Origin of the sequence: Pseudoxanthomonas sp. CF125, assembly GCF_900104085.1 — a bacterium.
GTDB lineage: Bacteria > Pseudomonadota > Gammaproteobacteria > Xanthomonadales > Xanthomonadaceae > Pseudoxanthomonas_A.
In genome coordinates this window covers 199,557-222,316 of the sequence record NZ_FNLD01000003.1, presented here as the reverse complement: position 1 = coordinate 222,316, position 22,760 = coordinate 199,557, and the positions used below count along the sequence as shown (strand labels likewise).

General features: G+C 65.2%; 22 protein-coding genes. 6 read left to right on the top strand and 16 right to left on the bottom strand.

What is annotated here, in order from left to right; translation table 11 throughout:
- Positions 1–34 precede the first annotated feature (34 nt).
- Positions 35–811: an SDR family oxidoreductase gene (locus BLR66_RS14555; RefSeq protein ID WP_093289877.1), complete on the top strand. Its 777-nt coding sequence runs from the start codon at positions 35–37 to the stop codon at positions 809–811.
- Positions 812–1,010: 199 nt separating this feature from the next.
- Here the strand turns inward: BLR66_RS14555 and BLR66_RS14550 are convergent, their stop codons facing one another.
- The 10 genes from BLR66_RS14550 to BLR66_RS14505 all read right to left on the bottom strand — a co-directional run bounded on the left by BLR66_RS14550 (position 1,011) and on the right by BLR66_RS14505 (position 11,717).
- Entirely contained in the window at positions 1,011–1,655 is a 645-nt protein-coding gene (locus BLR66_RS14550) for a DUF4124 domain-containing protein (RefSeq protein WP_093288536.1), read from the bottom strand.
- Complete coding sequence (locus tag BLR66_RS14545) at positions 1,655–2,311, bottom strand: hypothetical protein (RefSeq protein ID WP_093288533.1); 657 nt, start codon at positions 2,309–2,311, stop codon at positions 1,655–1,657. Before BLR66_RS14545 ends, BLR66_RS14550 begins: the two co-directional genes overlap by 1 nt.
- A 91-nt stretch (positions 2,312–2,402) precedes the next feature.
- Complete coding sequence (locus BLR66_RS14540; protein ID WP_093288530.1) at positions 2,403–2,966, bottom strand: L-threonylcarbamoyladenylate synthase type 1 TsaC; 564 nt, start codon at positions 2,964–2,966, stop codon at positions 2,403–2,405.
- A gap of 255 nt (positions 2,967–3,221) precedes the next feature.
- The gene (locus BLR66_RS14535) at positions 3,222–5,765 is read right to left on the bottom strand and encodes a DNA topoisomerase I (protein ID WP_093288527.1); all 2,544 of its coding nucleotides are present in this window, start codon (positions 5,763–5,765) and stop codon (positions 3,222–3,224) included.
- Between the two features lie 158 nt (positions 5,766–5,923).
- Positions 5,924–6,871, bottom strand: a complete 948-nt coding sequence (locus BLR66_RS14530) for an RDD family protein (protein WP_093288524.1) — start codon at positions 6,869–6,871, stop codon at positions 5,924–5,926.
- Between the two features lie 32 nt (positions 6,872–6,903).
- Positions 6,904–7,926 (bottom strand): RDD family protein, encoded by a 1,023-nt coding sequence (locus tag BLR66_RS14525; protein ID WP_093288521.1) that lies wholly within the window; start codon positions 7,924–7,926, stop codon positions 6,904–6,906.
- 147 nt (positions 7,927–8,073) lie between these two features.
- Positions 8,074–8,754: a pilin gene (locus tag BLR66_RS14520; RefSeq protein WP_093288516.1), complete on the bottom strand. Its 681-nt coding sequence runs from the start codon at positions 8,752–8,754 to the stop codon at positions 8,074–8,076.
- A gap of 52 nt (positions 8,755–8,806) precedes the next feature.
- On the bottom strand, positions 8,807–9,280 hold the full coding sequence (locus BLR66_RS14515) for a DUF494 family protein (RefSeq protein ID WP_093288511.1): 474 nt from the start codon (positions 9,278–9,280) through the stop codon (positions 8,807–8,809).
- A 41-nt stretch (positions 9,281–9,321) separates the two neighbouring features.
- A complete protein-coding gene (gene dprA / locus BLR66_RS14510) occupies positions 9,322–10,452 on the bottom strand; it encodes a DNA-processing protein DprA (RefSeq protein ID WP_093288507.1) in 1,131 nt (376 codons plus the stop codon).
- Positions 10,453–10,532: 80 nt separating this feature from the next.
- Complete coding sequence (locus BLR66_RS14505) at positions 10,533–11,717, bottom strand: LysM peptidoglycan-binding domain-containing protein (RefSeq protein WP_093289876.1); 1,185 nt, start codon at positions 11,715–11,717, stop codon at positions 10,533–10,535.
- Positions 11,718–11,847: 130 nt separating this feature from the next.
- Between BLR66_RS14505 and def the strand changes: the two genes are divergently transcribed.
- The 4 genes from def to BLR66_RS14485 all read left to right on the top strand — a co-directional run bounded on the left by def (position 11,848) and on the right by BLR66_RS14485 (position 16,148).
- Positions 11,848–12,369 carry a peptide deformylase gene (gene def / locus BLR66_RS14500; RefSeq protein ID WP_093288504.1) on the top strand — a complete coding sequence of 174 codons (522 nt, stop codon included), beginning with the start codon at positions 11,848–11,850 and terminating at the stop codon, positions 12,367–12,369.
- Between the two features lie 99 nt (positions 12,370–12,468).
- Positions 12,469–13,389, top strand: coding sequence for a methionyl-tRNA formyltransferase (gene fmt, locus BLR66_RS14495; RefSeq protein ID WP_093288501.1), 921 nt, complete (start codon positions 12,469–12,471; stop codon positions 13,387–13,389).
- On the top strand, positions 13,386–14,723 hold the full coding sequence (rsmB, locus tag BLR66_RS14490) for a 16S rRNA (cytosine(967)-C(5))-methyltransferase RsmB (RefSeq protein WP_093288498.1): 1,338 nt from the start codon (positions 13,386–13,388) through the stop codon (positions 14,721–14,723). The genes fmt and rsmB overlap by 4 nt, the downstream gene beginning before the upstream one ends.
- A 138-nt stretch (positions 14,724–14,861) precedes the next feature.
- Positions 14,862–16,148 carry an O-antigen ligase family protein gene (locus BLR66_RS14485; protein ID WP_093288495.1) on the top strand — a complete coding sequence of 429 codons (1,287 nt, stop codon included), beginning with the start codon at positions 14,862–14,864 and terminating at the stop codon, positions 16,146–16,148.
- 4 nt (positions 16,149–16,152) lie between these two features.
- On the opposite strand, the gene BLR66_RS14480 is transcribed toward BLR66_RS14485, so the two are convergent.
- A complete protein-coding gene (locus tag BLR66_RS14480; protein ID WP_093289875.1) occupies positions 16,153–16,965 on the bottom strand; it encodes a glycosyltransferase family 2 protein in 813 nt (270 codons plus the stop codon).
- Here BLR66_RS14480 and BLR66_RS14475 point away from each other — a divergent pair.
- Positions 16,964–18,019: a CDP-glycerol glycerophosphotransferase family protein gene (locus BLR66_RS14475; RefSeq protein WP_093288492.1), complete on the top strand. Its 1,056-nt coding sequence runs from the start codon at positions 16,964–16,966 to the stop codon at positions 18,017–18,019. The genes BLR66_RS14480 and BLR66_RS14475 overlap by 2 nt on opposite strands.
- Positions 18,020–18,041: 22 nt before the next feature.
- Here BLR66_RS14475 and BLR66_RS14470 read toward each other — a convergent pair whose 3' ends face one another.
- The 5 genes from BLR66_RS14470 to BLR66_RS14450 all read right to left on the bottom strand — a co-directional run bounded on the left by BLR66_RS14470 (position 18,042) and on the right by BLR66_RS14450 (position 22,744).
- Positions 18,042–19,088, bottom strand: coding sequence for a glycosyltransferase family 9 protein (locus BLR66_RS14470; RefSeq protein WP_093288489.1), 1,047 nt, complete (start codon positions 19,086–19,088; stop codon positions 18,042–18,044).
- A gap of 132 nt (positions 19,089–19,220) precedes the next feature.
- Entirely contained in the window at positions 19,221–20,729 is a 1,509-nt protein-coding gene (locus tag BLR66_RS14465) for a PH domain-containing protein (protein WP_093288485.1), read from the bottom strand.
- A complete protein-coding gene (locus tag BLR66_RS14460) occupies positions 20,729–21,271 on the bottom strand; it encodes a PH domain-containing protein (protein ID WP_093288482.1) in 543 nt (180 codons plus the stop codon). Before BLR66_RS14460 ends, BLR66_RS14465 begins: the two co-directional genes overlap by 1 nt.
- Positions 21,268–22,182, bottom strand: a complete 915-nt coding sequence (locus BLR66_RS14455; RefSeq protein WP_093288477.1) for a lauroyl acyltransferase — start codon at positions 22,180–22,182, stop codon at positions 21,268–21,270. The genes BLR66_RS14460 and BLR66_RS14455 overlap by 4 nt, the downstream gene beginning before the upstream one ends.
- Positions 22,183–22,243: 61 nt before the next feature.
- Complete coding sequence (locus tag BLR66_RS14450) at positions 22,244–22,744, bottom strand: hypothetical protein (protein WP_093288474.1); 501 nt, start codon at positions 22,742–22,744, stop codon at positions 22,244–22,246.
- Positions 22,745–22,760 lie beyond the last annotated feature (16 nt).

Genomic DNA, 22,760 nt, shown 5'->3' with positions numbered 1-22,760 from the left:
CGTTATGCTACGCCCATCCGTGAAGGGCGATGCGATGACTCCCAACCGTTGGCGATTGGATGGACAACTGGCGTTGATCACCGGCGCCAGCGCGGGGATAGGCCTGGCCGTCACCCGCGAGCTGCTGGGCTTCGGCGCCGACGTAATGCTGGTGGCGCGCGATGCCGATGCGCTGGAAGCGGTGCGCGACGAACTGCTGGACGAATTCCCCGACCGCTCCATCAACGCCATGGCCGCCGATGTCGCCGACGACGAAGACCGTCGCGAAATACTCGATTGGGTGGAAGACCACGCCGATGGCCTCAACATCCTGGTCAACAACGCCGGCGGCAACCTGACCAAGGCCACGGTGGACTACACCGAGGACGAGTGGCGTGGGATATTCGAGATCAATCTTTTCTCCGCATTCGAACTCTCGCGTTACGCGCATCCCCTTTTGACCCGCCACGCAGTGTCCAGCATCGTCAACGTCGGCAGCGTGTCGGGCATCACCGCGGTGCGCAGCGGCGCGCCCTATGGCATGACCAAGGCCGCGCTGCAGCAGCTCACCCGCAATCTGGCGGTGGAATGGGCCGAGGACGGCGTGCGCGTCAACGCGGTGGCGCCGTGGTATATCCGCACGCGCCGCACCTCGGGCAAGCTGGCCGACGCGGATTACTACGAGGAAGTGATAGACCGCACGCCCATGCGCCGTATCGGCGAACCCGAGGAAGTGGCCGCCGCGGTCGGGTTCCTTTGTCTGCCGGCCGCCAGCTACATCACCGGCGAATGCATCGCGGTGGATGGCGGCTTCCTGCGTTACGGCTTTTGATTTTCCTTCTCCCATCGGGAGAAGGTGCCCGCAGAGCCTGCCCCGTACTTGATACGGGGGCGGATGAGGGAATGGAGTATCGGCTTGTAATGAAAGTTGGATGGGAAGTCACTGCTATTCCCTCATCCGTCGCTTCGCGCCACCCCGTATCAAGTACGGGGCAGGTTCTTCTCCCGATGGGAGAAGGAAAGCTAAGGCACTACTCCCCGCATGTGCTCTCGCGCCAGATCTTCTGCGTGCGCTCGAACTCCGCCTTGTTCTTCGCTTCGTTGCCCGGGCGCGCGAAGCGCCAGGCCACTTCGGTCTCTCCCAGGCGTTTCTTCCACGCTTCGCACAGCGCGCCGTCGGCTACGCGCGCGCACTGGTCGCGCATCATCTCGCAGGCTTCGCCCGCGCCGGTCTGCGGATTGCCGTCCAGGCCCACCGTGCGCAGGGGGACGCAGCGCGATTGCGGTTCCTCGCCCTCGGTGATGTAGGTGTCCTTGTCGTAGGTGGTGCATTGGAAAAGAATCGGAGGCGGCAAGCGCTTCTCGGCAGCGGGCTCGGTGGCGGCTTCGGCCGGTTTCGGTGCGGCCGTGACCGTTGGCGCCACCGTGGACGCCGCAGCCGGCGACACAGAAGGAGTTCCGTGCGACGGAGCCGCTTTAGTGGGCGCGGCGGCTCCCATCGGCACCGTGCTTACGCTCTGCATGACCTTCTTTTCCTGCTTTTGGCCCTTCGGGCACGGCATGTTCTGCATGGTCAGCGCACCGCTTGCGTCGGTGCAGCGATAGAACACGACTTCGTCGGCGCCGGCCGGCGAGGCGAACAACAACAGGACAGGCAAGACGTATCCGAACTTCATCAGTAATTTCCGCAATCGTTGGCGATGCGCGCATCGATGCCGCGCTGCTCCAGTTCCAGTTGGCGCCTCTCGCTTTGCAGGGCGCTGTTGTAACGGCGGATGATTTCATAACGGCGGTCGGACAGGCGTGAGCAGACATCTTCCTGCGGCAACGCGTGACACTCGTCGCGAACCCAGGTGTAGCCGCCCGGAACGATTGCGCCAGGCAGGTGCGGACGGCGGCCGTCAGGCGGCCGGGGCCCGCCGCCGCCGGAGCCGCCACGATGCGACCACACCGGATAACCCAGCGTCCACAGAGGAACCGAACGCGGATTGCCTTCGCCGTTGTCGCTGATATAGCGCTTGCCCTCGGCGGTGACGCATTCGTACATCGGGCGCGGCGGAGTGCGGTAGATGACCTGCACTTCGCGCGTCGGGACATTTGCCGGGGGCGGGGCCGGCTTAGGCGCCGGCAGGGCGCTGGGCGCGGGATCCTTGGGCCGCTGCATGGAGCGCACTTCCTGGGTTTCGCCCTTCGCGCAAGGTGAGTCGCGCAGGGTCAGCTTGCCGGCCGCACCGATGCAGCGGTAGATGGTGACGTCCTGCGCAGGCACGCGTGCAGGCATGGTGGCCAGGGATAGGCCGAGGAGCAGGGCTATGGGGCGAAGAAGCGGCATGCAGGTATCTTGCGCGTATTGGTAGGTCGGGGCTACGCCCCCGACGTACGGAAGATATCCGGCACCGCGCCCGTCGGAGTGTAACCCCGACCTACCTGATGGCAGCGCCGGTCAGCGCATCGCGGATGGCGGTAGGCGCGCCGAGTCCGCCGGTTTCCCCGGCGACCAGTCCGTCCACGCCTGCCAGCACCACAGGGTCGAGCGTCTCGCGCGTGAACGCCGCCGGCTGTCCGGCCCGGTTGGCGCTGGTGGAAACCAGGGCGCCGCCGTAGGCATGGCAGAGCTCGATCACCAGCGGATGCGCGCTGATGCGCACGGCGATGCCGTCGTGCGTGCCGGTGATCCAGCGCGGCGCGGTGGTGCTGGCGGGCATCACCCAGGTATGCGGGCCCGGCCAGGTGGCGAGCACCGCCGCCAGGTTTTCCGCAGGCACGGCGGCCAGATCCAGGAACGGCCGCAGCTGCTCCAGATGCGAGGCGATCAGGATCAGGCCCTTATCGACATCGCGCTGCTTGATCGCCAAGAGCCGCAGTACGGCATCTTCATCGCGCGGGTCGCAACCCAGGCCCCAGACCGCTTCGGTCGGATAGGCGATGACTCCGCCGGTCTGCAGGGCGGTGGCGGCTTCGTGGATTGAAAGTAGCGAGTTGATCATCGGAAGTGGCCTGTCGACCGGCTTTCATGTGCGGATGGCATTGACCATAGCGATGCCAGAACCATCCGGATTATTCTCAGATCGTCATTCCCGCGAAGGCGGGAACCCAGTGCCTTTGGTGCGACCCACCTGCGGGACAAGCGGAAGTCGCTGGGTTCCCGCCTTCGCGGGAATGACGATTCCATTTGGCGGGCGCCCACAATGCGAGCAGCCCGAACTGCCTTGCCCAGCCACCAGCTTCGACACCGCGCCGAGTTACTTCGCCGCCTTGACGATCCGCTTCTTGCCCAGCTCGATGTTGGCGGCCGGCGTCAGCAGCGATTTGGCAGGCTCGACCACCGGGGCCACCGATTTGCGAACCGGTGCCTTCTTCGCGGCAGTCTTCTTCGCGGCGGTTTTCTTGGGGGCCTTCTTCACGGCTTTCTTGGCCGCGGCCTTCTTCGGCGCCGCTTCCTTCTTCACAGCGGTTTTCTTGGCAGCCGTCTTCTTGCCGAAACCCTTGCGCATCGGCTTGCCGGTTTCCTCCAGCAGCTTCACCACTTCCTCCAGCGTCAGCGAAGCGGGTTCGCGATCCTTGGGAATGCGGCCGTTGAGCTTGCCGTCGCTGATGTAAGGGCCATAGCGGCCGTTGAGCACCTGGATATCGCTGCCGTCGAATTCCTTGATGACGCGGTTGCGCGCGATCTCTTCCTTCTCTTCGATCAAGAACACCGCGCGCGCCAGATCGATGGTGTACGGGTCGTCCTCCTTCTTCAGCGACGCATACACGCTGCCGCGCTTGGCGAAGGCGCCGAAACGGCCGATGCCGACGCTGACTTCCTCGTCCTTGTCCTGGCCCAGCTTGCGCGGCAGCTTGAACAGCTCCAGCGCGTCCTCCAGGGAAATGGTGTGCATGCTCTGGCCGGGACGCAGCGAGGCGAAGGTCGGCTTGTCTTCCGCATCCTCGGCGGTGCTGCCGATCGCCGCATACGGTCCGTACCGGCCCAGGCGCACGCTGACCGGCTTGCCGGTCTTGGGGTCGCTGCCCAGCTCGCGCGCGCCGGTGGCCTCGCTGCGGTCCACCGACTCCTTCTTGTCTTCGACCAGTTGCTTGAACGGGCCCCAGAAACGCTCCATCAGCGGGATCCAGTCCTCTTCGCCGCGCGACACCGCGTCCAGCTCGTCCTCGAGCTTGGCGGTGAAGTCGTAATCGACGTACTGGGTGAAATGTCCGCTGAGGAAATTGCTGACCGCGCGGCCCACGTCGGTGGGACGGAAGCTGCGCCCTTCCATTTCGGTGTACTTGCGGAACAGCAGTGTCTGGATGATCGAAGCGTAGGTCGAGGGACGGCCGATGCCGTATTCCTCCAACGCCTTGACCAGTGCCGCTTCGGTGAAACGCGGCGGCGGCTGGGTGAAATGCTGTTCGGCGTGGATGCGGTCCAGCGGCACGCGGTCGCCGGGCTTCATCAGCGGCAGCTTGCGGCCTTCGTCCTCGTCCTCGGAGGTCTTGGTGTCCTTGCCTTCCTCGTACACGGCCAGGAACCCGGGCACGACCACGCTGGTGCCGCTGGCGCGGAAGCTGTGCTCGCTGCCGGCGGCCAGCTCGACGCTGACGGTGTTGAGGGTGGCGGGAATCATCTGGCAGGCGACGGCGCGCTTCCAGACCAGTTCGTAGAGTTTGCGTTCGTCGTCGGACAGGAAGCGCGAAACCTGCGCGGGCGTGCGCAACGCCGAAGTGGGGCGGACCGCTTCGTGGGCTTCCTGCGCGTTCTTCGATTTGGTCTGGTAGACGTTGGGCTTGTCCGGCAGCGATGCGGTGCCGAAATCGCGCGCGATCACGTCGCGGATCTCGTCCAGCGCGTCCTGCGACAGGTTGACCGAGTCGGTACGCATGTAGCTGATCAGGCCGACCGTGCCTTCCTCGCCGATGGCCACGCCTTCATAAAGTTTCTGCGCGACCTGCATGGTCTTGCGCGTAGTGAAGCCGAGCTTGCGCGAAGCTTCCTGCTGCAGGGTGGAGGTGGTGAACGGCGGCGAAGGACGGCGCTTGCGTTCCTTGCTGACCACGTCGGTGACGTGCAGCGCGCCTTGCGCGGCCTGCTGGATGCGCAGGCGCGCCGCTTCGGCGGTGTCGCCGTCGGTGACGGTGAACTGTTCGAACTTCTGTCCGTCCAGCTTCACCAGCTTGGCGGTGAAGGCCTGCGAGGGATGCGCGCACTCGGCCTCGATGGACCAGTATTCGCGCGCGATGAACGCTTCGATCTCTTCCTCGCGCTCTACGATCATGCGCAACGCCGGCGACTGCACGCGCCCGGCGGACAGGCCGCGCTGCACCTTACGCCACAGCACCGGCGACAGATTGAAGCCCACAAGGTAGTCCAGCGCGCGGCGCGCCTGCTGCGCATCGACCAGGTCGCCGGCGATCTGGCGCGGCTTGGTCATGGCTTCCTTGATGGCGCGCGGGGTGATCTCGGTGAACACCACCCGTTCCAGCGTCTTGTCCTTGAGCAGGCCGCGCTCCTTCAGGATCTCGGCGATATGCCAGCTGATGGCCTCGCCCTCGCGGTCCGGGTCGGTGGCCAGGTAGATGGCATCGGCGCTCTTGGCGGCCTTGGCGATGGCTTCCACGTGTTTTTCGTTCTTGTCGATCAGCGCGTAGCTCATCGCGAAATTCTGATCGGGGTCTACCGCCCCCTCCTTCGGCACCAGGTCGCGGACATGGCCGTAGGAAGCCAGGACGGTGAAGTCCTTGCCGAGGTATTTGTTGATCGTCTTGGCCTTGGCGGGCGATTCGACGATGAGCAGGTGCTTAGGCATGGGTTGGGTTCGAGCGCCGGCGGGGCCGGCGAGTGTCCTTCAGATGGGGTCGGCGTAGAAGCCAACGCCCGGGGTGTATGCCCCGGGCGTTCAGGTTTCTTCTATTTATAGTGGAATCACGCCGGACCCATGGCTGTCAAGCGCGGGCTGCGGCCCGGTCAGCGCATGGAGCTGGCGATTCCGATCATCGCGAACACCATGATCGCCCCGAAAAGCAGTATCAGCACGCCAAAAATGGCAAGAATCACGACGGTGACCGTGCCCAGTTCACGTTTCTGCCATTCAGGATGGGCGGTGTACGCCCACTTATCCACCACCAGGGTGTCGCAGATCATGTCGTGCAGGCCCTGTTTGCGCTCGGTGAAGGCCGCCATCAGGAAGCCGATGCCGATAGTCAGGCTGCTCAGAATGGTGCCGAAGAACCGGCCTACGCCGCGCGCCAGGCTGATGCGGGTGCCATCGGTGCGCACTACTTTGATGCCCACCGCCATCTTGCCCAGCGTGGCCTGTTTGGAGGAGGCGTGGAAAGCGGCGTAATAAGCGGCGTTCATGGCCAGCGGCACCACGTACAGCGCCAGCACGAACAGGATGCCGGCGCCGCTGGCGAACATGGTTTCCGGGTTGCTCATGCTGGAGGCGTTGAGGCCGAAGAACAGCCCCATCACCACCAGCTGCACGATCTGGGTGGCGACACCAATGACCATGGCGTCGATCATGTAGGCCGCCACGCGTTTCCAGAAACCGGCGTAGACCACTTCGCCGCCAGCATAGAAGGCTTCGTCGGAAGTCAGCGCCGCGCTGGGCGGGGCGTAGGGCGAAGCGCTGCCGGCTGCATCGCCGCTGGGTTCCCCGAAAGCGGGTGCCGTTCCGCTGGCGGTCGTTGCCGCAGCCGCGGGCTCGACCGGTGTGTAGAAGGTTTCCGCCGGTGCCTGGTGCAGGGCCAGTTCGGCGGTGAAATCGCGCAGCGGCTGCCATTCGGCCATGCCATCGCGCCATACCAGCGTGTCCAGGCGCAGCCGGCCCTGATGGAAGCGTTGCGCCAACTCGTCCGCGCTGAGCGGCCCTTGGCGTTGACGTTCGGCGTCGGCGTAGTACCAGTTTTCCATAAGCTTTCCTTCAAAGTCCTTTATCAACGCGCCTATCTAAGGACGGAGCCGAATCCCAGCGCTACCATCAATATCACCCCCAGCAGTATCAGCCCGAAATATCCCACCAGCACCACCACCGCGGCGGTTCCCAGCTCGTGCCGCTGCATTTCCGGCTGTGCGGTGAAGGCCCATTTATCCACCACCACCGTGTCGCAGATCATATCGTGCAGGGCCTGCTTGCGAGCGGTGAAGCCGGCCATCAGGTAACCGATGCCCAGCAGGAGGGCGCTGGGAATGGTGGCGAAATAGCGCGCGAGCGCGCGCAGGAAGCTGATGCTTTCGCCGTCGCTGCGCACCACCTTGATGCCGATCAGCATTTTGCCGGGCGTCGCTGCATTGAAGGACGCGTGGAAAAAAGCGTAGTAGCAGGCCTGCAGCAACAAAGTAACCGATGCGATCATCAGCGCTACCGCAAGCTCGCCACCCCCGGCCAGGTCGCCCAGCAGTGTGCCCAACGCTTCGCCGCCGAATCTGCCGATGAGCCCGATGACCATGCTGTCCGCGATGGCCGCCGCCGCGCGTTTCCAGAACCCGGCGTAGACGATGTCCTCGTTGCGCGCCGCCGGCGCGCGACTGCGCAGTGCGGCCTGGGAGGGGCGGTAGGGATTGCCGGAATCCAGATTGTCGAGCGCCTGCACGGCGCGCTGGTGAGCTTCGGCCAGCACCTGCGGCGGCAATTCGGAAGGCTCGCTGCCCAGGTTGAACACGGCACGGCCGCTGGTCGGCGCCGGAGCGATCGTCGGTGCGGGCTCCGGTTCCGCTACCGGAGGCAACGGTGCCAGCGCAGGCGGCCCCGCTTTGGCCGATGGCGGCGGTTCGGCGGCCGCAGCGGCGGCAGGCAGCAGATTCAACTGCTCGGCCAATTCGCTCAATGCGCGCCAATGCAGCATTCCATCGCGCCAGACCAGAGTGTCCGGATTGACGATTTCGCGGTGGAAGTACTGCTTGAGTTCATCGGTGGACAGCGGCCCCTGCTGCTGTCGTTCGGCGTCGGTGTAATACCAGATGGACATGTGGTCTCCCCAGACCGTTTGCAGAAAAATAAACCCAAGCGCTGCGCCCTGCCCAGCGCAATGGTTTGAAACCTGGGATCCTTCGCCGAAAAACCATCGCGAAGCTGCGAATTCAACCGCGCCAGCGCGAACAACGCACGCGCATCCTCATCCGCGGCATTTGATCGGCAGTAACTTGTCGTCGATTTCCGAACTGCATTGCCAGGACGAATCGGACGGATCGTATTCCAGCCACACCGCCTTGCCGTCCAGCGCTTCCTTGCCGGGCACGGTGAGGATCAATTCCATGCCGCACAGGTCGCTCTCGAACTGGCCGAAGGAGATCGAAGCGACGGTGCCGCTGGCATAGCTCTCCGGCGTGCCGAAACCGGCTTCTTCGTTGTTCGGGCAGGTTTGCTCGCGCGCCACATGCGCGGCGAAGGCCGCTTTCACCGGCTCGGCGACGGGCAGGGCCGAGGCCACCTTGGCCCGCAGCGTGTAGTCGTTGTAGGCGGGCAGCGCGATCGCCGCCAGGATTGCGACCACCGGAATGAACAGGGCGCCGGCAACGATGAGGGCGATCATGCAGCCGGACAGGCCGGATTTGGGCGGGGCCGAAACACGTTGCGGCATCGATACCGGGCGTGGCGGCAACGGCGGCGGAAGCGCGCCGCCGGCAAGTCCCAGCTCCGCCGCGAAATCGCCCAGCGGCTGCCATTTCGCCTGACCGTCGCGCCAGACCAGCGTATCCAGACCGATGCGGCCCTGGCGGAATTGCGCTATCAAATCGTCGTTATCCAGCGGCCCTTGGCGCTGGTCGACACCCGCGGAGTAATACCACTCGCTCATTGCGTTCCCTGCAAGATTCGCCCTTCCCCGCAACGGGGAAGGTCACAGGGGTTTAGTGTACCGGTTCAGGTTCGTCGTCGAACATCTGGGTTTCCATCCACGCATAGGCGGCTTCGGAACCAGGCTGGTTGAACAGCACCATCAGCACGACCCATTTCAGGTCGTCCAGGTCCAGTTCGTCCTGGTCCAGGGCCATGGCGCGGTCCAGCACCAGCTCGCGCTGGTCGGCGTCCAGCACGCCGTGCTGTTCCAGGAACAGCAGGAAGCCACGGCATTCCACGTCCAGCTTTTCCAGCTCGGGACCGTGGTAGACGCGGGTGGGGCCGCCGATGCGGGGTTCGCTGGCGGCCGGGCGCTGCTCGGCCAGGGCATCGAGCCAGTCGAACGCCTTGCTGATCTCGGCTGGGCTGAAACCGGCCTGGATCAGGCCGTTTTGGAGCGAGTCGCGGTCGCGGACAGGGTCCGCGTCTTCGGTGAAGTAGTGTTCGAACAGGTAAAGCAGTACATCCAGGATGCTCTCTTTCATTGCCCCTCGGCCTGCGTCCCTGACGCTGTGGAGGAAAGAAACTAGGTCTTGCGCGAGTAGCGCCCGTGTTCGACCGCCACCCGTCCATCCAGTTCCATGACCAGCAGCATGGAGGACAGTTCGGCGGCCGTCAATCCGGTCCGCTCGACCAGCAAATCCATACCGGTTGGGTCATGGCCCAGCGCCAGCCACAAGGGCTGGTAGTCGGGGTTAAGCGGCGCAAGGGCGTTGTCGGCACCGATATGGGGACGGGCCAGGCTGCCCGCAAGCCGCCCGCGCAGGAAATCGGCCAGTTCGCTGGCCATCGGCACCAGCGCGTCGAGCACCTCCTGGGCGTTCTCCACCAGGCCGGCTCCTTCCCGGATCAGCCGGTGGCAGCCCCGCGCCATCGGGTTGTGGATGGACCCGGGCACGGCGAACACTTCGCGCCCGTTGTCGCCGGCCTGGCGGGCGGTGATCAGGGCGCCGGAGCGCTCGGTGGCCTCCACTACCAGCGTGCCCAAAGCCAGGCCGGCCAGGATCCGGTTGCGGCTGGGGAAATGCGCCGGCTTGGCCGGGGTGCCGGGCGGATGTTCGCTGACCACCGCCCCTTGCGCGGCGATGCGTTCGCGCAAGCCGGCATGGTGCGGCGGATAGGCGAGGTCCGGTCCGGTGCCGAGCACGGCGACCGTGACCCCTTGCGGTACCGACAGCGCCGCTTCATGGGCGGCGGCATCGATGCCTGCCGCCATTCCGCTGATCACCGCGGTGCCCGAAGCTGCAAACGCCTTGGCGAAGGAATGCGCATTGTCGCGCCCGCCGGCGGTAGGCGAGCGGCTGCCCACGATGGCGACCCCGGCATGCCAGAGCAGGGAAGGGTCGCCGTCCACGAACAACGCCAACGGTGGACTGCCGATCCGGCGCAGCAGGGGTGGGTAATCGGGATCGTGCCAGCCGAGCAGGTGGTGACGGGCGTGATCCAGCCACTGGCGCGCACGTTGCAAGATCTCATTATCGGGCTGGCGGATGCGTTGTATCTGCGCTTCGTTAAGACCCGCCGCTCTCCAGGCCGAGGCGCCTGCGGCCAGACTGCGTGTGGGAGTGCCGTGCGCATCCAGCAGACCGCGGCGGGGCGCGACGGCACCGCCGGCAAGGATCAGTTTCAGCAGGGCTAAGGCGTCTTCTTCATGCATCCCTTCAGACTAGGGCGGAAACGACGACGGCGCCTTCAGGCGCCGTCGTGTTGTTGCATAGGAAGTTTCCTACCGGAAGATCAGTAGGTCGCGTCCGGATGCTTGAGCGCGTAGCCCACGCGTGCCGGCTTGGTGCCTTCCATGACCAGGCCGTAGCTGACCTTTTCGAAGGTGCGGAACACCATCACATGGCCGGCATATTCGTCGGGGAGCACGCGGTCGCTGCTGCCCGCCTTGGTCCGGGAATTCGGACGCGTCTCGGTCGTGCGCGAATCCTCCGGATCATGCAGGCGGTCGATGACGTGGCTGCCCTGGCGCCAGATGGAGAACACCGTGCCGTTGTCGATTCCCTCGCGGCTGCCGCCGGAAATGGCCACCACATCGCGCGGGCCGCCCGAAGTCAGGGCGTTGGCTACCGCAGCGATCTGAAGCTTGCCTTCGGGCTGCAGTACCTTGGGCACGTGCGGGAAGAACTGCAGGTCGTAGGGCTGGGCTTCGACCGGGATCAGGCGGTCGCCGACACGGACTTCGTGGCCGTTGCCTTCCAGGGCCAGCGTGCTGGCGTCCGAACCGGGCACCACGCCGCGGGTCAGTGTGCCGACGCTGATCTGGGCCAGTTCATAGCCCAGCAGCTCGAGCTGCGGCCCGGTATCCAGAGCGGCGCTGTTCCAATTGCGCTCCCAGTCGATGGTCTGCGAACCCAAGCGCTTGCCGCGGAAGTCCAGATCTTCCTTGTAGGTCGCGTAGCGGCCATTGGAAACGAAACGGGTATGGGTGTAGCGCAGGGTGGGGCGCACGACCGCGAAACGCTGACCGACCTGGGCGCCTTCCAGGCCCACGGTGTAGATCAGCTGGCCGCCCGAGCTGCGCAGGCGGTCCTCTTCCAGGCCGACCACCCGCGGCAGCTGTTCGAAGCTGTCGGTCACGCGCAGGTTCTTCAGGAAGGGTTCGATGTCGGCCAGCGGGATCGCCCCGATCGGCGCTTCCTGGCGCGGGCCCGGCTGCAGGGCCACGCGGTCCAGGTAGGCCAGGCTGATCACGTCGCCGGGGTAGATGAGATGCGGATTCTTGATCTGCGGGTTGGCCTGCCAGATTTCCGGCCACAGCCAGGGCTTCTTCAGGAATTTGGCGGAGATGTCCCAGAGGGTGTCGCCCCTTTTCACCACATAGGTGTCGGGATGGGCGCCGGACATTTCGGCGGCCGCGGCGTAGGTGGCCACGATGAACGCGGCGGCGGCAAGAACCGTACGAAATTTTCTGAACATGATGATCCCCACCTGATTCCCCACAGGTTGTCCGCACTATAGTCCAGAAACCCGGGCACTAAGCAAGCTCGGGAGTTAGAATTCGTGAGGTCTTGCCGAATTCCGACGGCATCCCCATTACAGAACTGCCATGTCACTGCTCCCTATCCTCGAATTCCCCGATCCCCGGCTGCGCACCAAGGCTGTGCCGGTGGATTCCGCGCAGATCGCCGATCCCGCATTCCAGCGCCTGCTCGACGACATGTTCGAGACCATGTACGAAGCCCCGGGCATCGGCCTTGCCGCCAGCCAGGTCGATGTGCACAAGCGCTTCATGGTCATCGACATCAGTGAGGACAAGAGCGCCCCGCAGGTGTTCATCAACCCGGAAATCCTTTCCAGGACCGGCGAGCAGGTCTATCAGGAAGGCTGCCTGTCGGTACCCGGCATCTTCGCCGACGTGACCCGCGCAGACTCCATCGACGTGCGTTTCCTGGGCCGCGACGGCCAGCCGCGACAGCTGCAGGTCGACGGCTTGCTGGCGGTATGCATCCAGCACGAGATGGACCACCTGGACGGCAAGCTGTTCGTCGACTACCTGTCGCCGCTCAAGCGCGAGATGGTGCGCAAGAAGCTGGCCAAGCAGCGCAAGCTGGCGGGCGACGCGGCTTGAACGGCCGGGAATCGGGAATGGGGAATAGGGAATAGAAAAGGCGGTTAGCCGTCTCTTGGCCGTTACCATTCCCCATTCCCTATTCCTCATTCCCCCATCATGAGAATCGTTTTCGCCGGCACGCCGGCCTTTGCCGTCCCCAGTCTTCGCGCTGCGCATGCGCACGGCGAGGTGATCGCGGCTTATACACAGCCGGACCGGCCTGCGGGGCGTGGGCGCGGGCTGACTCCTTCCCCGATCAAGCTGGAAGCGATCCAGCGTGGGATTCCGGTGCTGCAACCGGAAACGCTCAAGCGTAAGGAATCGCAGGAAGCGCTTCGCGCGATGGAGCCGGACTTGCTGGTGGTGGTCGCCTACGGCCTGATCCTGCCGCGCACCGTGCTGGAGATCCCGCGCTTCGGCTGCTGGAACGTGCACGCATCGTTGCTGCCGCGCTGGCGTGGCGCCGCGCCGATCCAGCGGGCCATCGAGGCCGGCGATACCGAAACCGGCGTCTGCCTGATGCAGATGGAGGCCGGCCTGGATACCGGGCCGGTGCTGCTGGCGCATACCACGTCCATCGGGCCAGAAGAAACCGGCGGACAGCTGCACGACCGCCTTGCCGAAATGGGTGCCGGGGTGCTGGCCGATGGTCTGGCCTTGCGTCGCGCCGACGTGTTGCCGGTGCCGTGGGTGCAACCCGAGCAGGGAGTGACCTATGCGCACAAACTGGACAAGAACGAGGCGCGTCTGGACTGGAACCAGCCCGCCACGGTCTTGGCGCGCAAGGTGCGCGCCTTCGAACCCTGGCCGGTGGCCGAGGCGCTGGTGGCGGGCGAGCGTCTGCGCATCCGCGGCGCGGTGGCGTTGGATCTGCCCCATGCATTCGCGCCGGGCACGCTGCTGGCCGCCGGCAAGCAGGGCCTGGACATCGCCTGCGGAGAAGGCGCGTTGCGTCTGCGCGTGATCCAGCGCGAGGGCGGCAAGGCGATCACGGCCGCCGACTATCTGAACGCGCGCCGCGATCTGGCCACGCTTTGAACACTTCGTCCAGCGGTCCATCCGCAGGCGCCGCCCCCGGCGTCGCCACGCGCGTGCTTGCCGCCAAAGCGCTGGACGCGGTGATCCATCGAGGCCGTTCCCTGAAAGGCGAACTGGCGACGGCGCTGGCGCAATTGCCCGATCCGCGCGACCGCGCCTTGCTGGAAGCGATTTGTTTCTCGGCCCTGCGCCAGCGCGCGCGCTACGACGCGGCGTTGCAGCTCTGGCTGCAGAAGCCGTTGGGAGAAAAGGACGGCGACTTGCGCTCGCTATTGCTGGTGGGTTTCGCCCAGATCGATGCGATGGGCCTGCCGGCGCACGCTGCGTTGTCGGCTACCGTAGACGCCGCGCGCGTGCTCGGCCGGCCACATCAGGCCGGCATGATCAACGCGTTGTTGCGGCGCGCGCAACGCGAAGGATTTCCCGAATCGGATCCGGCCGCGGCCTGGCCGGCCTGGTTGCGCAAGAAGATCAATTTGGAGTGGGGCGCGCATGCGGAGGCTATCTTCGAAGCCAGCGCGCATGCCGCGCCGCTGTGGTTGCGGGTGAACCGCAGCAAGGGCACGCGGGACCAATATGCCGCGCGTCTGCAGGAAGCCGGCATCGTCTCGGGCACCGATCCGGACCTGCCTGATGCGCTGCGCATCGATCTGCCGGTCGCCGTGTCGGCGCTGCCGGGTTTCGCCGAGGGCGATGCTTCGGTGCAGGACGGTTCCGCGCAACAGGTGGCCGATGCGTTGCCGCTGGCTCCCGGAGCGCGTGTGCTGGATGCGTGCGCCGCGCCGGGCGGCAAGGCGGCCCATCTGCTGGAGCGCGATCCTTCCCTGAGCCTGCTGGCGCTGGACGTCGATCAGCGCCGTTTGAACCGGGTGCGGGAAACATTGGCGCGTATCGGCGCGCAGGCCGAGTTCCGCACGGCCGACGCGAGCGATACGCAAACCTGGTGGGACGGCGAGCCGTTCGACGCCGTGTTGCTGGACGCGCCGTGTTCTGCGACCGGCATCGTGCGGCGGCAGCCGGATGTGCTGCTGCATCGCCGCCCGGAAGACTTGTCTTCGCTGGTGGCTTTGCAAGCGCGTTTGCTGGACGGCTTGTGGAAAACGGTCAAGCCGGGAGGAGCGTTGCTTTATGCGACCTGTTCGATTCTGAAAGACGAGAACGAGCTACAGATTTCCCGTTTCATGGCGCGCACGGCCGATGCGCAATCGCAGGCGTTGGATGCGCGCTACGGCCATGCCGCGGGCCACGGCCGGCAGAGATTGCCGGGTGAACTGGGTATGGACGGGTTTTTTTATGCGCTGTTGCGCAAGCGCGATCCCGACCAGTCGCAGTGAAAGTTCAGTGAAAGACCCCGGCGGCTGAACGCATCGTTAAGTATTTCGTTTCGCAATTGTGAGACGAAATTACTCAAGACTTTACGCTTCGCCCGCTACCATTGAACGCTCTTACTTCAGTGCTGGATCGAGCGAAAAATGGCTGTTTCGGGAAGAAGGCTCTACTCGCAACGTCATCTGGAGCGACAGCGTTTTGCCGCCAGTGCCGCCGGGCTTTCCTTAGTCTGCGCTACCGCATTGATATTTCTGCCCAAGGGTTTCGCCGCTTTCGGGGTGCTGTTGGCAGCGACCACACTGCTGGTGCCCGACTTTCTTGCCGATGCATGGGCCAGAACCGGGCGTGTGCTCGGGTCTGTCGCATTGCTGGCGGTCCTGGTGCTCGGATGGACGATCCTATCCATGCAGTTCTCCGGGCAGGGATGGCGGACCATCGATAACTACGCAAGATTCCTGCTGATGCCCTGGTGCGGATTGCTGGCGTTTGCGCTGGCTCCCTCGCGCTTATGGTTATGGATCGGCGCGATGTCCGGGGTCGCTCTGGCTTGCGCTATCGCAATAGTGGAACTGGTTTCCGGAGTCGAGCGCGCTGGCGGCGGCGGCAATCCCATTGTATTCGCCAATGCCGTGCTGGCATTGCTGGTGCTGGTGGTCTATTGCCGTCCGCAAGAAGAGCGCCCCTGGATGCTGCCGTTACTGGCCCTGATGCTGGTGCTGGGAACCATCGCCATCGTGCTGTCGGGGAGCCGCGGAGTTTTGCCGGGCCTGGGCTTGCTGGTGCTGGTCGCCGCGATCGGAAGCGGTGGCCGCCGGGCACGGTACCGCATCGGTATTTCCCTGGGCGCATTGCTGCTGTTGCTGGCGTTGATGTGCGCTGTGCCGTGGCTGACGGCGCATATGCGGCTGGAGAATATCCAGACGGATCTGCAGAAGTACTCCGCCGGTCATGTGGATTCGGCCGTGGGCGCAAGACTGGAATTCCTGTCGCTGGCCTGGCATGCATTCCTGGACCATCCCTGGACAGGTGTGGGGATAGATCGGTTCGGTACCCTGGTGGATCAGTTGCCCATATGCCGCACGCAAGAATTGACCGTTTGCACGCTCCACCACGCCCATAACGATCTGGCGCAATGGTCGGCGACCTTGGGCATTCCCGGACTTTTCCTGATCGTGGCGCTTTATCTGCTTCCAGCGAGCCATTTTCTGAGAATCATCATCGCCCACCGTCTGACCCTGCCGAAGGGTTCCGCCTGGGCTGGTTTGATGCTGGTCGTAGTGTATGTGCTTTCCGGAATAACGCAGTCCATGTTCGCGCATGCCTTGACCACCACGCTTTACGCGGTCCTGGTGGGTCTGTTGCTCGGCTTGTCCCTACGCGAGAGCTCGCCCGTCGAGAGCTCGCCGGCGCAAGGCGCGGCACCGGTTTGAACGGTTAGTCGCGCTTCTTGCCCGATACCGGCTGCGCATGTTGCAGCATCAGCAGCATGATCGATTTCTGCCGTACGTAGTTGGCGCGCACGTAGGCGTATACGAGCCCCTGCCAACCGTCCAGAAAGCCGAGCCTGAAAACATAACCCCGCCAGAACCGCCAGGCAGGCGACAGCACCAGTTTGAGCAACGAGGCGCGCTTGCCGCGGGCATGCTCGTGCTCGGCCATCATTCGCGCGTAGGTTTGCGTCTTCGCCAGCTGCTGCTCGAGCGAGCGGTAAGGGTAATGAACGACATCGCCTTCCAGCAGCAGGACCGGCCCATCCACGCTGGCCGTTTCGTGGATCTCACGTTCGCCGCGCCAACCCCCGCGGCGGCGGTCGAACAGGCGCAGGCCGCGGTCGGGATAAGCATTGCCATGGCGCAGGAATTTGCCGAAGTACCATGACAGCCTGGCGAACCGGTAACCCGCCGCGCCGGCGAAGCCGCCCGCTTGCGCGGCCTGGATCGAGGCGCGCAAACGGTCGCTGATACGCTCGTCCGCATCGAGGGTGAGGATCCACTCATGGCTGGCCTGCGCGGCGGCGAACGCTTTCTGGCTGCGATAGCCCTCGAAAGGCCGCACCAGCACCTTCGCGCCGCGCTGTTCGGCCATCGCCGCCGTACCGTCGGTGGATCCGGAGTCGACCACGACCACTTCGTCGCAGAACGACACCGAGGCCAGGCAATCGGCAATGCGGTCGGCCTCGTTGAACGTGATAATGCAGGCCGAAAGCCGCGGCCGCTCGCCGTGAGCGGTGGTTGGAGATGTATCGATGGCCGAGTACCTGTTGTTTGCTACCGAACGGTATGCGCTGCCTATTCTGCAACCTTTGGCGCGCGCATTGCATGAGTCGGGCCAGTCAGTGTCGGCCTGGCTGGAGGGCGCGGCGTCGGGCGGGCGCTGGGAAACGCCCGTGCGCGCGGTCGGTCTGCGCGAGGCGCTGGCGCTGCGTCCGCGCGCGGTGTTCAGCGCGGCCAACTGGGTGCCGTCGTTCGTGTCCGGCGCCAAGGTGCAGGTGTTCCATGGCTTCAATGTGGAGAAGCGCGGCGACACACGGGGTCACTTCCGGGTTAGGGGCATGTTCGACCTGTACTGCACGCAGGGACCGGCGACCACGGCGCCGTTCCGCGCGCTCGCCGAACGCGAAGGGCATTTCGCGGTGGCCGAAACCGGCTGGCCCAAGCTCGATCCCCTGTTCCGCCACGACGCACATGCAGACGATGCGCTGAAGCTGCCCGCCGCGGGCCGCCGCATCGTTCTGTTCGGTTCCACCTTCACCGAGCGGCTGAGCGCGGCACCGCTGCTGTTCGACGCCATCGCCGCCGAAGTCGCGCGCGGCGACCGCTACTGGCTGCTGACTTTGCATCCCAAATGCCCGCAGGAATGGTTCGACCGCTACCGCTCGCTGGCGGGCCCCAATGCGGGCTTCGTCGAAACCGAGCAATTGATGGCAGCGCAACGGGTCGCCGACGTGCTGGTATCGGATACCTCGTCCATCGTTTCCGAGTTCGTGGTGCAGCACAAGCCGGTGGTCACCTTCCGCAATCGCGCGCCGAAACCGCACATGCTCGATTTCTCCGACAGCGCGCTGCTGCCGGCGATGCTGGAGCGGGCATTCGCGCCGACCCCGGAGTTGCGTGCGGAAATACTGCGCTATGCCGATGCCATACATCCCTACCGCGATGGGCGCTCCTCAGAGCGGGTGATCGCCGCCACCGAGGATTTCATCGGCGGCGAAATGGGTTCGCTACGCGCCAAGCCCCTGGCCGCGCGCCTGCGCAACCTGCAGATCAGGCATCGCCTGGGTTACTGGGGCCCGGCGCGCTGACAGCATCGGGTCGCCGTATGGGCTACGGCGAATGCGGGTCGCCCGCAACCGCCGAACGCCAAGCCGAAATCACCTGCGTCGCCGAGAGGTCGCGCACTTCGCTCTGGTCGCCGCGTTCGCCACGCAACACCAGTACCTTGCCCGGTCCCAGCGGACGCCATTTGAGCGGCGAAGCGTGACCGAACATCACCACCAGCGGGCAAGCCAGCGCGGCGGCGGCGTGCGCCGGGCCGGTGTCCACCGAGACCATGCTGTGCGCGTCCTCGATCAACGCGAGCAAGCGCGGAATAGGCAGTTCGCTGCCCAGGTTATGCATGCGCGGGTCGTTGCCGGCGGCAACGCGGATTTCCTCAAGTACCGATTGCTCCTGCGGCGATCCGCACAACAGCACTTGCGCGTCGGGCAGGTCTTGCCAGATCGCGCCGGCCAGTGCCGCCCACGATTCCGGCGGCCAGAACTTCGGGTGCTGGCGCGTGGCCACGGTGCCGCGTTTGTGGGTGCGCTTGTTGCCGGGCTGCAGCAGGATCAACGGACCGCGCAGGCCTTTGGCCTGCTTCCATCGACGGTATTCGTCGCGTGCGGCGTCGCCCAGCACCAGCGACGGCAGCCGATAAGCCTGCGCGTCGACTGCACGAGTCGGAAAGGGCGAAACGGGATCGCGCATGCCCATGTCCAGCCAGCGGTCCGGCCACAGACGGATCGGCGCTTCCGGCGCTTCGTCCTCGATCGGCCGCCGCACCATGTCCTCTTCGCGTACGCCGCCACGCCGCAGCAGAGCCAGCAGGCGCGGATGGTTGTCGCACATGTAGACCGGCCCGCGTCCGCGCTGGCGCAGCCAGCGCGCGACCCGCCACTGGCTGGGGTTCAGCACGTACGGCGTATTGCGGCTGGTGAGCAGGTGCACCTCGGCCACCGCCGGGTCGTCGGCCAACAGCGCTTCGGTCCATGCATCGGCGCCGATCACATCGACCGCCGATCCGTAGCGTGCGCTAAGCAGATGGATCAGGGTGGTGAGTACCACCACGTCACCGAAAGCGCCGGTGCGCACGATCAGGGGGCGGGCCGTCATTGGGCGTGGCCATGAGCGGGCGCCGACAGGACAGAAACGCAACCGCCGTCATCCACGCATTCGGAAGTAAAGGTCATTGGATTCTGGATCTGGGCAGGGGAATCGGCATTCGGCGGACGCATCGCTGCGTGCCTACCAGCGCATTCTACGGCGTGCCAAAGCTTGCGACAGTTGCGAGTAGAGTGTCCTCGCCTCCGCTTCCGGCAGGAAACGCATTTGCAAGGGCGGCGCAAAGCCGCCGGCGCCGGCCGTGTCCAGCCACAAACTGGCGGTGCCCATGCGCCTGTCCATCGGCGAACGCGTCAGGCGCAATGCCTGCAGCTTGTCTATTTCCGCGAAGCGCCAGTAGCGCGACCACCAGCCGCCGCGAATGGCCACCAAGCGATCGTCCACCGCATATCCGGCGCGCCGTGCCTGTTGGATTGCCGCATAGGCGCTCCAGGGTAGCCATAGCAGCGGCAACAATCCCCACACGGTCTGGAAATAGAAAGTCAGGGCCAGCGTCAATATGCCGATGAAAACCAGGGTGGGCAGGAACAGCCGCCACCAGACGCGGGCCGGCAATGCCGTCCACTCCGATCTGGGCCATTGCGCCTGCGGTAGGAGATGCTGGATCAGCGCATCGCAGGTTTCCGGTGTGGCGATGGGCGCCAACTCCTTCAACGCGCGCTGATCGTTCTGGCCCTGTTGTTCGGCTACTGCAGTATCGATGCGCAGATTGCGGCGCTTGAGCAGGCGCTGGAGAAATCCTTCGTGCAGCGTCCACGCCTGGATGCGCCGGCGCGCCACGCTGGTGCGCAATTTCGACAGCAAACCGCGTTCCACGGTGAGCCGGCGCTGTTCTTCGCTGAGACGAAAGCCGTGGTACTGCACCAACGCCAGCAACACCGAAAGCAGACGCAGCAACGCAGCCGCCAGCAGAAGCAGCGCGACAGCGGCAGCGGCCGTGGTGATCCAGCCGTACTGCAAGTGGCTGGCGTAACCGAACAATTGCCGCGCGAAGCGCTCGAAATAATTGGCGAGCATCTGGTCGGGAAACGCCTGCCACGCCGCGCCGAACGCCGCCGCCATCACGATCATGCCGCGATTGGAAACCAGACCCAGCCGGATCACCTCGGAGGTCGGCAGGGACAACAGACTATCGGCTTGCATTGCCGGCGCATCGGCGTCCGGCGCTTGGCCGCGATGCTTGATCAGGCTTTCCAGCGCCAGCGCTTCATCCAGCCGCAGCACGCGCATCTGCGCCTCGGGTTTTTGTCCGCCGGCCGATTCCAGCCTGACCTCGGCCACGCCGAACAGGCGGTGCAGCACGGTCTGGTGCAGCACCACGTTGTGGATGCGCGAATACGGGATCTCGCGCAGGCTGCGGTGCAGCCAGCCGTCGCGGATGCTCAATCCATCGCGGCCGATGCGGTAGCGGTAGGTGAAGTACTGCAGCACCGAGATAACCACCAGCACGCCCACGGCGATCAACGGGCCGATGCCGGCCCAGAAACCACCGGGCCCCCCGCTCCCGCCGAACACCAGCAGAGCAACCAGTGGCACCAGGAACTGCTTGAGCTGCTGCACCAGCACGAACAGCCACGACCACGGATGCAATCGGCGTTCGGGTTTGTCCTCGCCTATGGCTTCGGTCTGCATCACAGCGCGTCGTCGTCGTGGTCCAACTGGCGCGCCAGCCGGTCGCGCAGGCGCTCGGCGTCCTCGCCGTCCAGTCCGGAGACCGACACGGCCGCCATCTTCGTGCCTGCGGTATGGATCACCAGTGTGGCGAGTTTGAAGGCGCGTTCCAGCGGACCGCGCTTGAGGTCCAGATGCTGCACCCGCGAGATCGGCACGCGGCTCTCGGTCTGCCACCAGCGTCCGCGCTGCAGGGCGAAACCCTGCTCGTCCAGTTTCCACAACGTGCGTCGATGGCGTTTGACTGCCAGCCACGCCCCGAATGCCGCGCCCAGAAGTCCGGCCACGGGTGCGACCAGCCACGGAGTGCCGAAGTCAGCGAGTCGCGACAGGAAGGCCGACGCCACCGCGAATGGAATCGCGGATCCGAGCGCTCCGCCGAAGGCGGCCAACTTGGCGCCACGCGCCGGTAAATGCTGCCAATCGGCTACCAGAGGAGTCGCGGGCGCGATCGCTTCCGCTGACGGGTTCTGCGGCGCAGGAGTGCTGGGAAGGTCGGTCATGCCGGGGTTTGTACCTTGTAGGGATTGGGTTCGCCGCTTCCCGGCGGACGCGCGCCATAACGCTTGTAGGTCCACTGGTACTGTGCCGGATCGCGGCGTGCGATGCGCTCGATCATGGCATTGAGCGCGGTCGCCGCGGCCACCGGGTCCGGGTCGGCGATGCCGTCCGGCGCCGGTTCCACACGCAAGGCGAACTCCAGATCGGCGCTGGTGCGCTCGCACCAGGCGAACAGCACGGTGGCGCCGGTACGTTCGGCCAGCCGGGAGACCAGGGTCATGGTCAGGGCCTGCACGCCGAAGAACGGGGCGAATTCGCCGTCGCCCATCTTCGGCTGCTGGTCGGGCAGGATGCCGACCGCGCCGCCCTCCTTCAGCGTTTTCCACAATTGCCGCACCGCCGGCCCTTCGGCGCGGACCTGGCGGATGTTGTCGGCGCCGCGCACGCGCAGCAGGAAGGCATCGCCCACCTTGGAGTCGGGCGGGTTGTAGACGATGGCGATCGGCCCGCGCGAGGACAGCCACTGGTTCAACAGCTCCCAGTTGCCGAAATGCGGCGCCACCACGATCAGTCCTTTCCCCGAGGCCAGCGCCGCGTCGTACGAAGGCTCGCCATGGCGCTCGCGCAACCGCACCAGGTTTTCGGCGTGCGGCCGGGTCCAGAAGCGCAGGGTTTCGAAGGCCTGTCGTGCGGTCGTGCGCAAGATCCGGCGATGCAGCTCCTCACGCTGCGAGGGCAGCAGTTCGGGATAGGCGAGCTGCAGATTGCGGCGGGCGACCTTGCTTTCGCGCGCATCCAGCCGCCGCCAGACCCAGGCCAGCAGATCGGCCGAGTTGCGCAGCCAGGGCCAGGGCAGGGAGGTCAGCAGGGCAGTGGCGCGGTAGAGCAGACCCACCAGGGTTTCGGGCTTCATCCGCCAAGTCTATCGGGTTGGCACGGCCGTCCGGCATGCCCGAGATGCGATTGGCCTGCAACTAGTATCCCGTCGCCTGCTCGCGGTAGCGGAAGGTCAGCCACAGGCCCACGGAAACGGCATAGCAGAGATTGGGGATGAAGGCCTTGTCCAAGGTCGTCAGATGGGTCGTGACGGCAATGAAGTTGGTATAGGCCGCCTGCGCGGCCGTAAACGCGCCCAGCATCAGCACGAAGCGGGTCAGCACGGGCTTGCCGATCCCGATTGCGATGATGGTCACTTCGGACACCAGCGCCCCCACCAGGAACGGGACGATGGCCCCGATCAGGATCAGCATGAAGACATCCCGCTGGTCCAGCGAGGACAGCAGCAGATCGGCGAAAGTCAGCCCCAATGCCTTGGTGATCAGGAACACCAGAATGCCGGTGGCGTAGGACATGATCCGGACGTACTGCTCAGCGCCTGCGGAATTAAGGATCACCTTGCAGGCGATCCAGATTTGACCGGCGATGGTCAACAGGATGATCAGTTGTTCTATGGCAGTGAAGATATCCCATTTCATTCTCGATTCTTCCTTG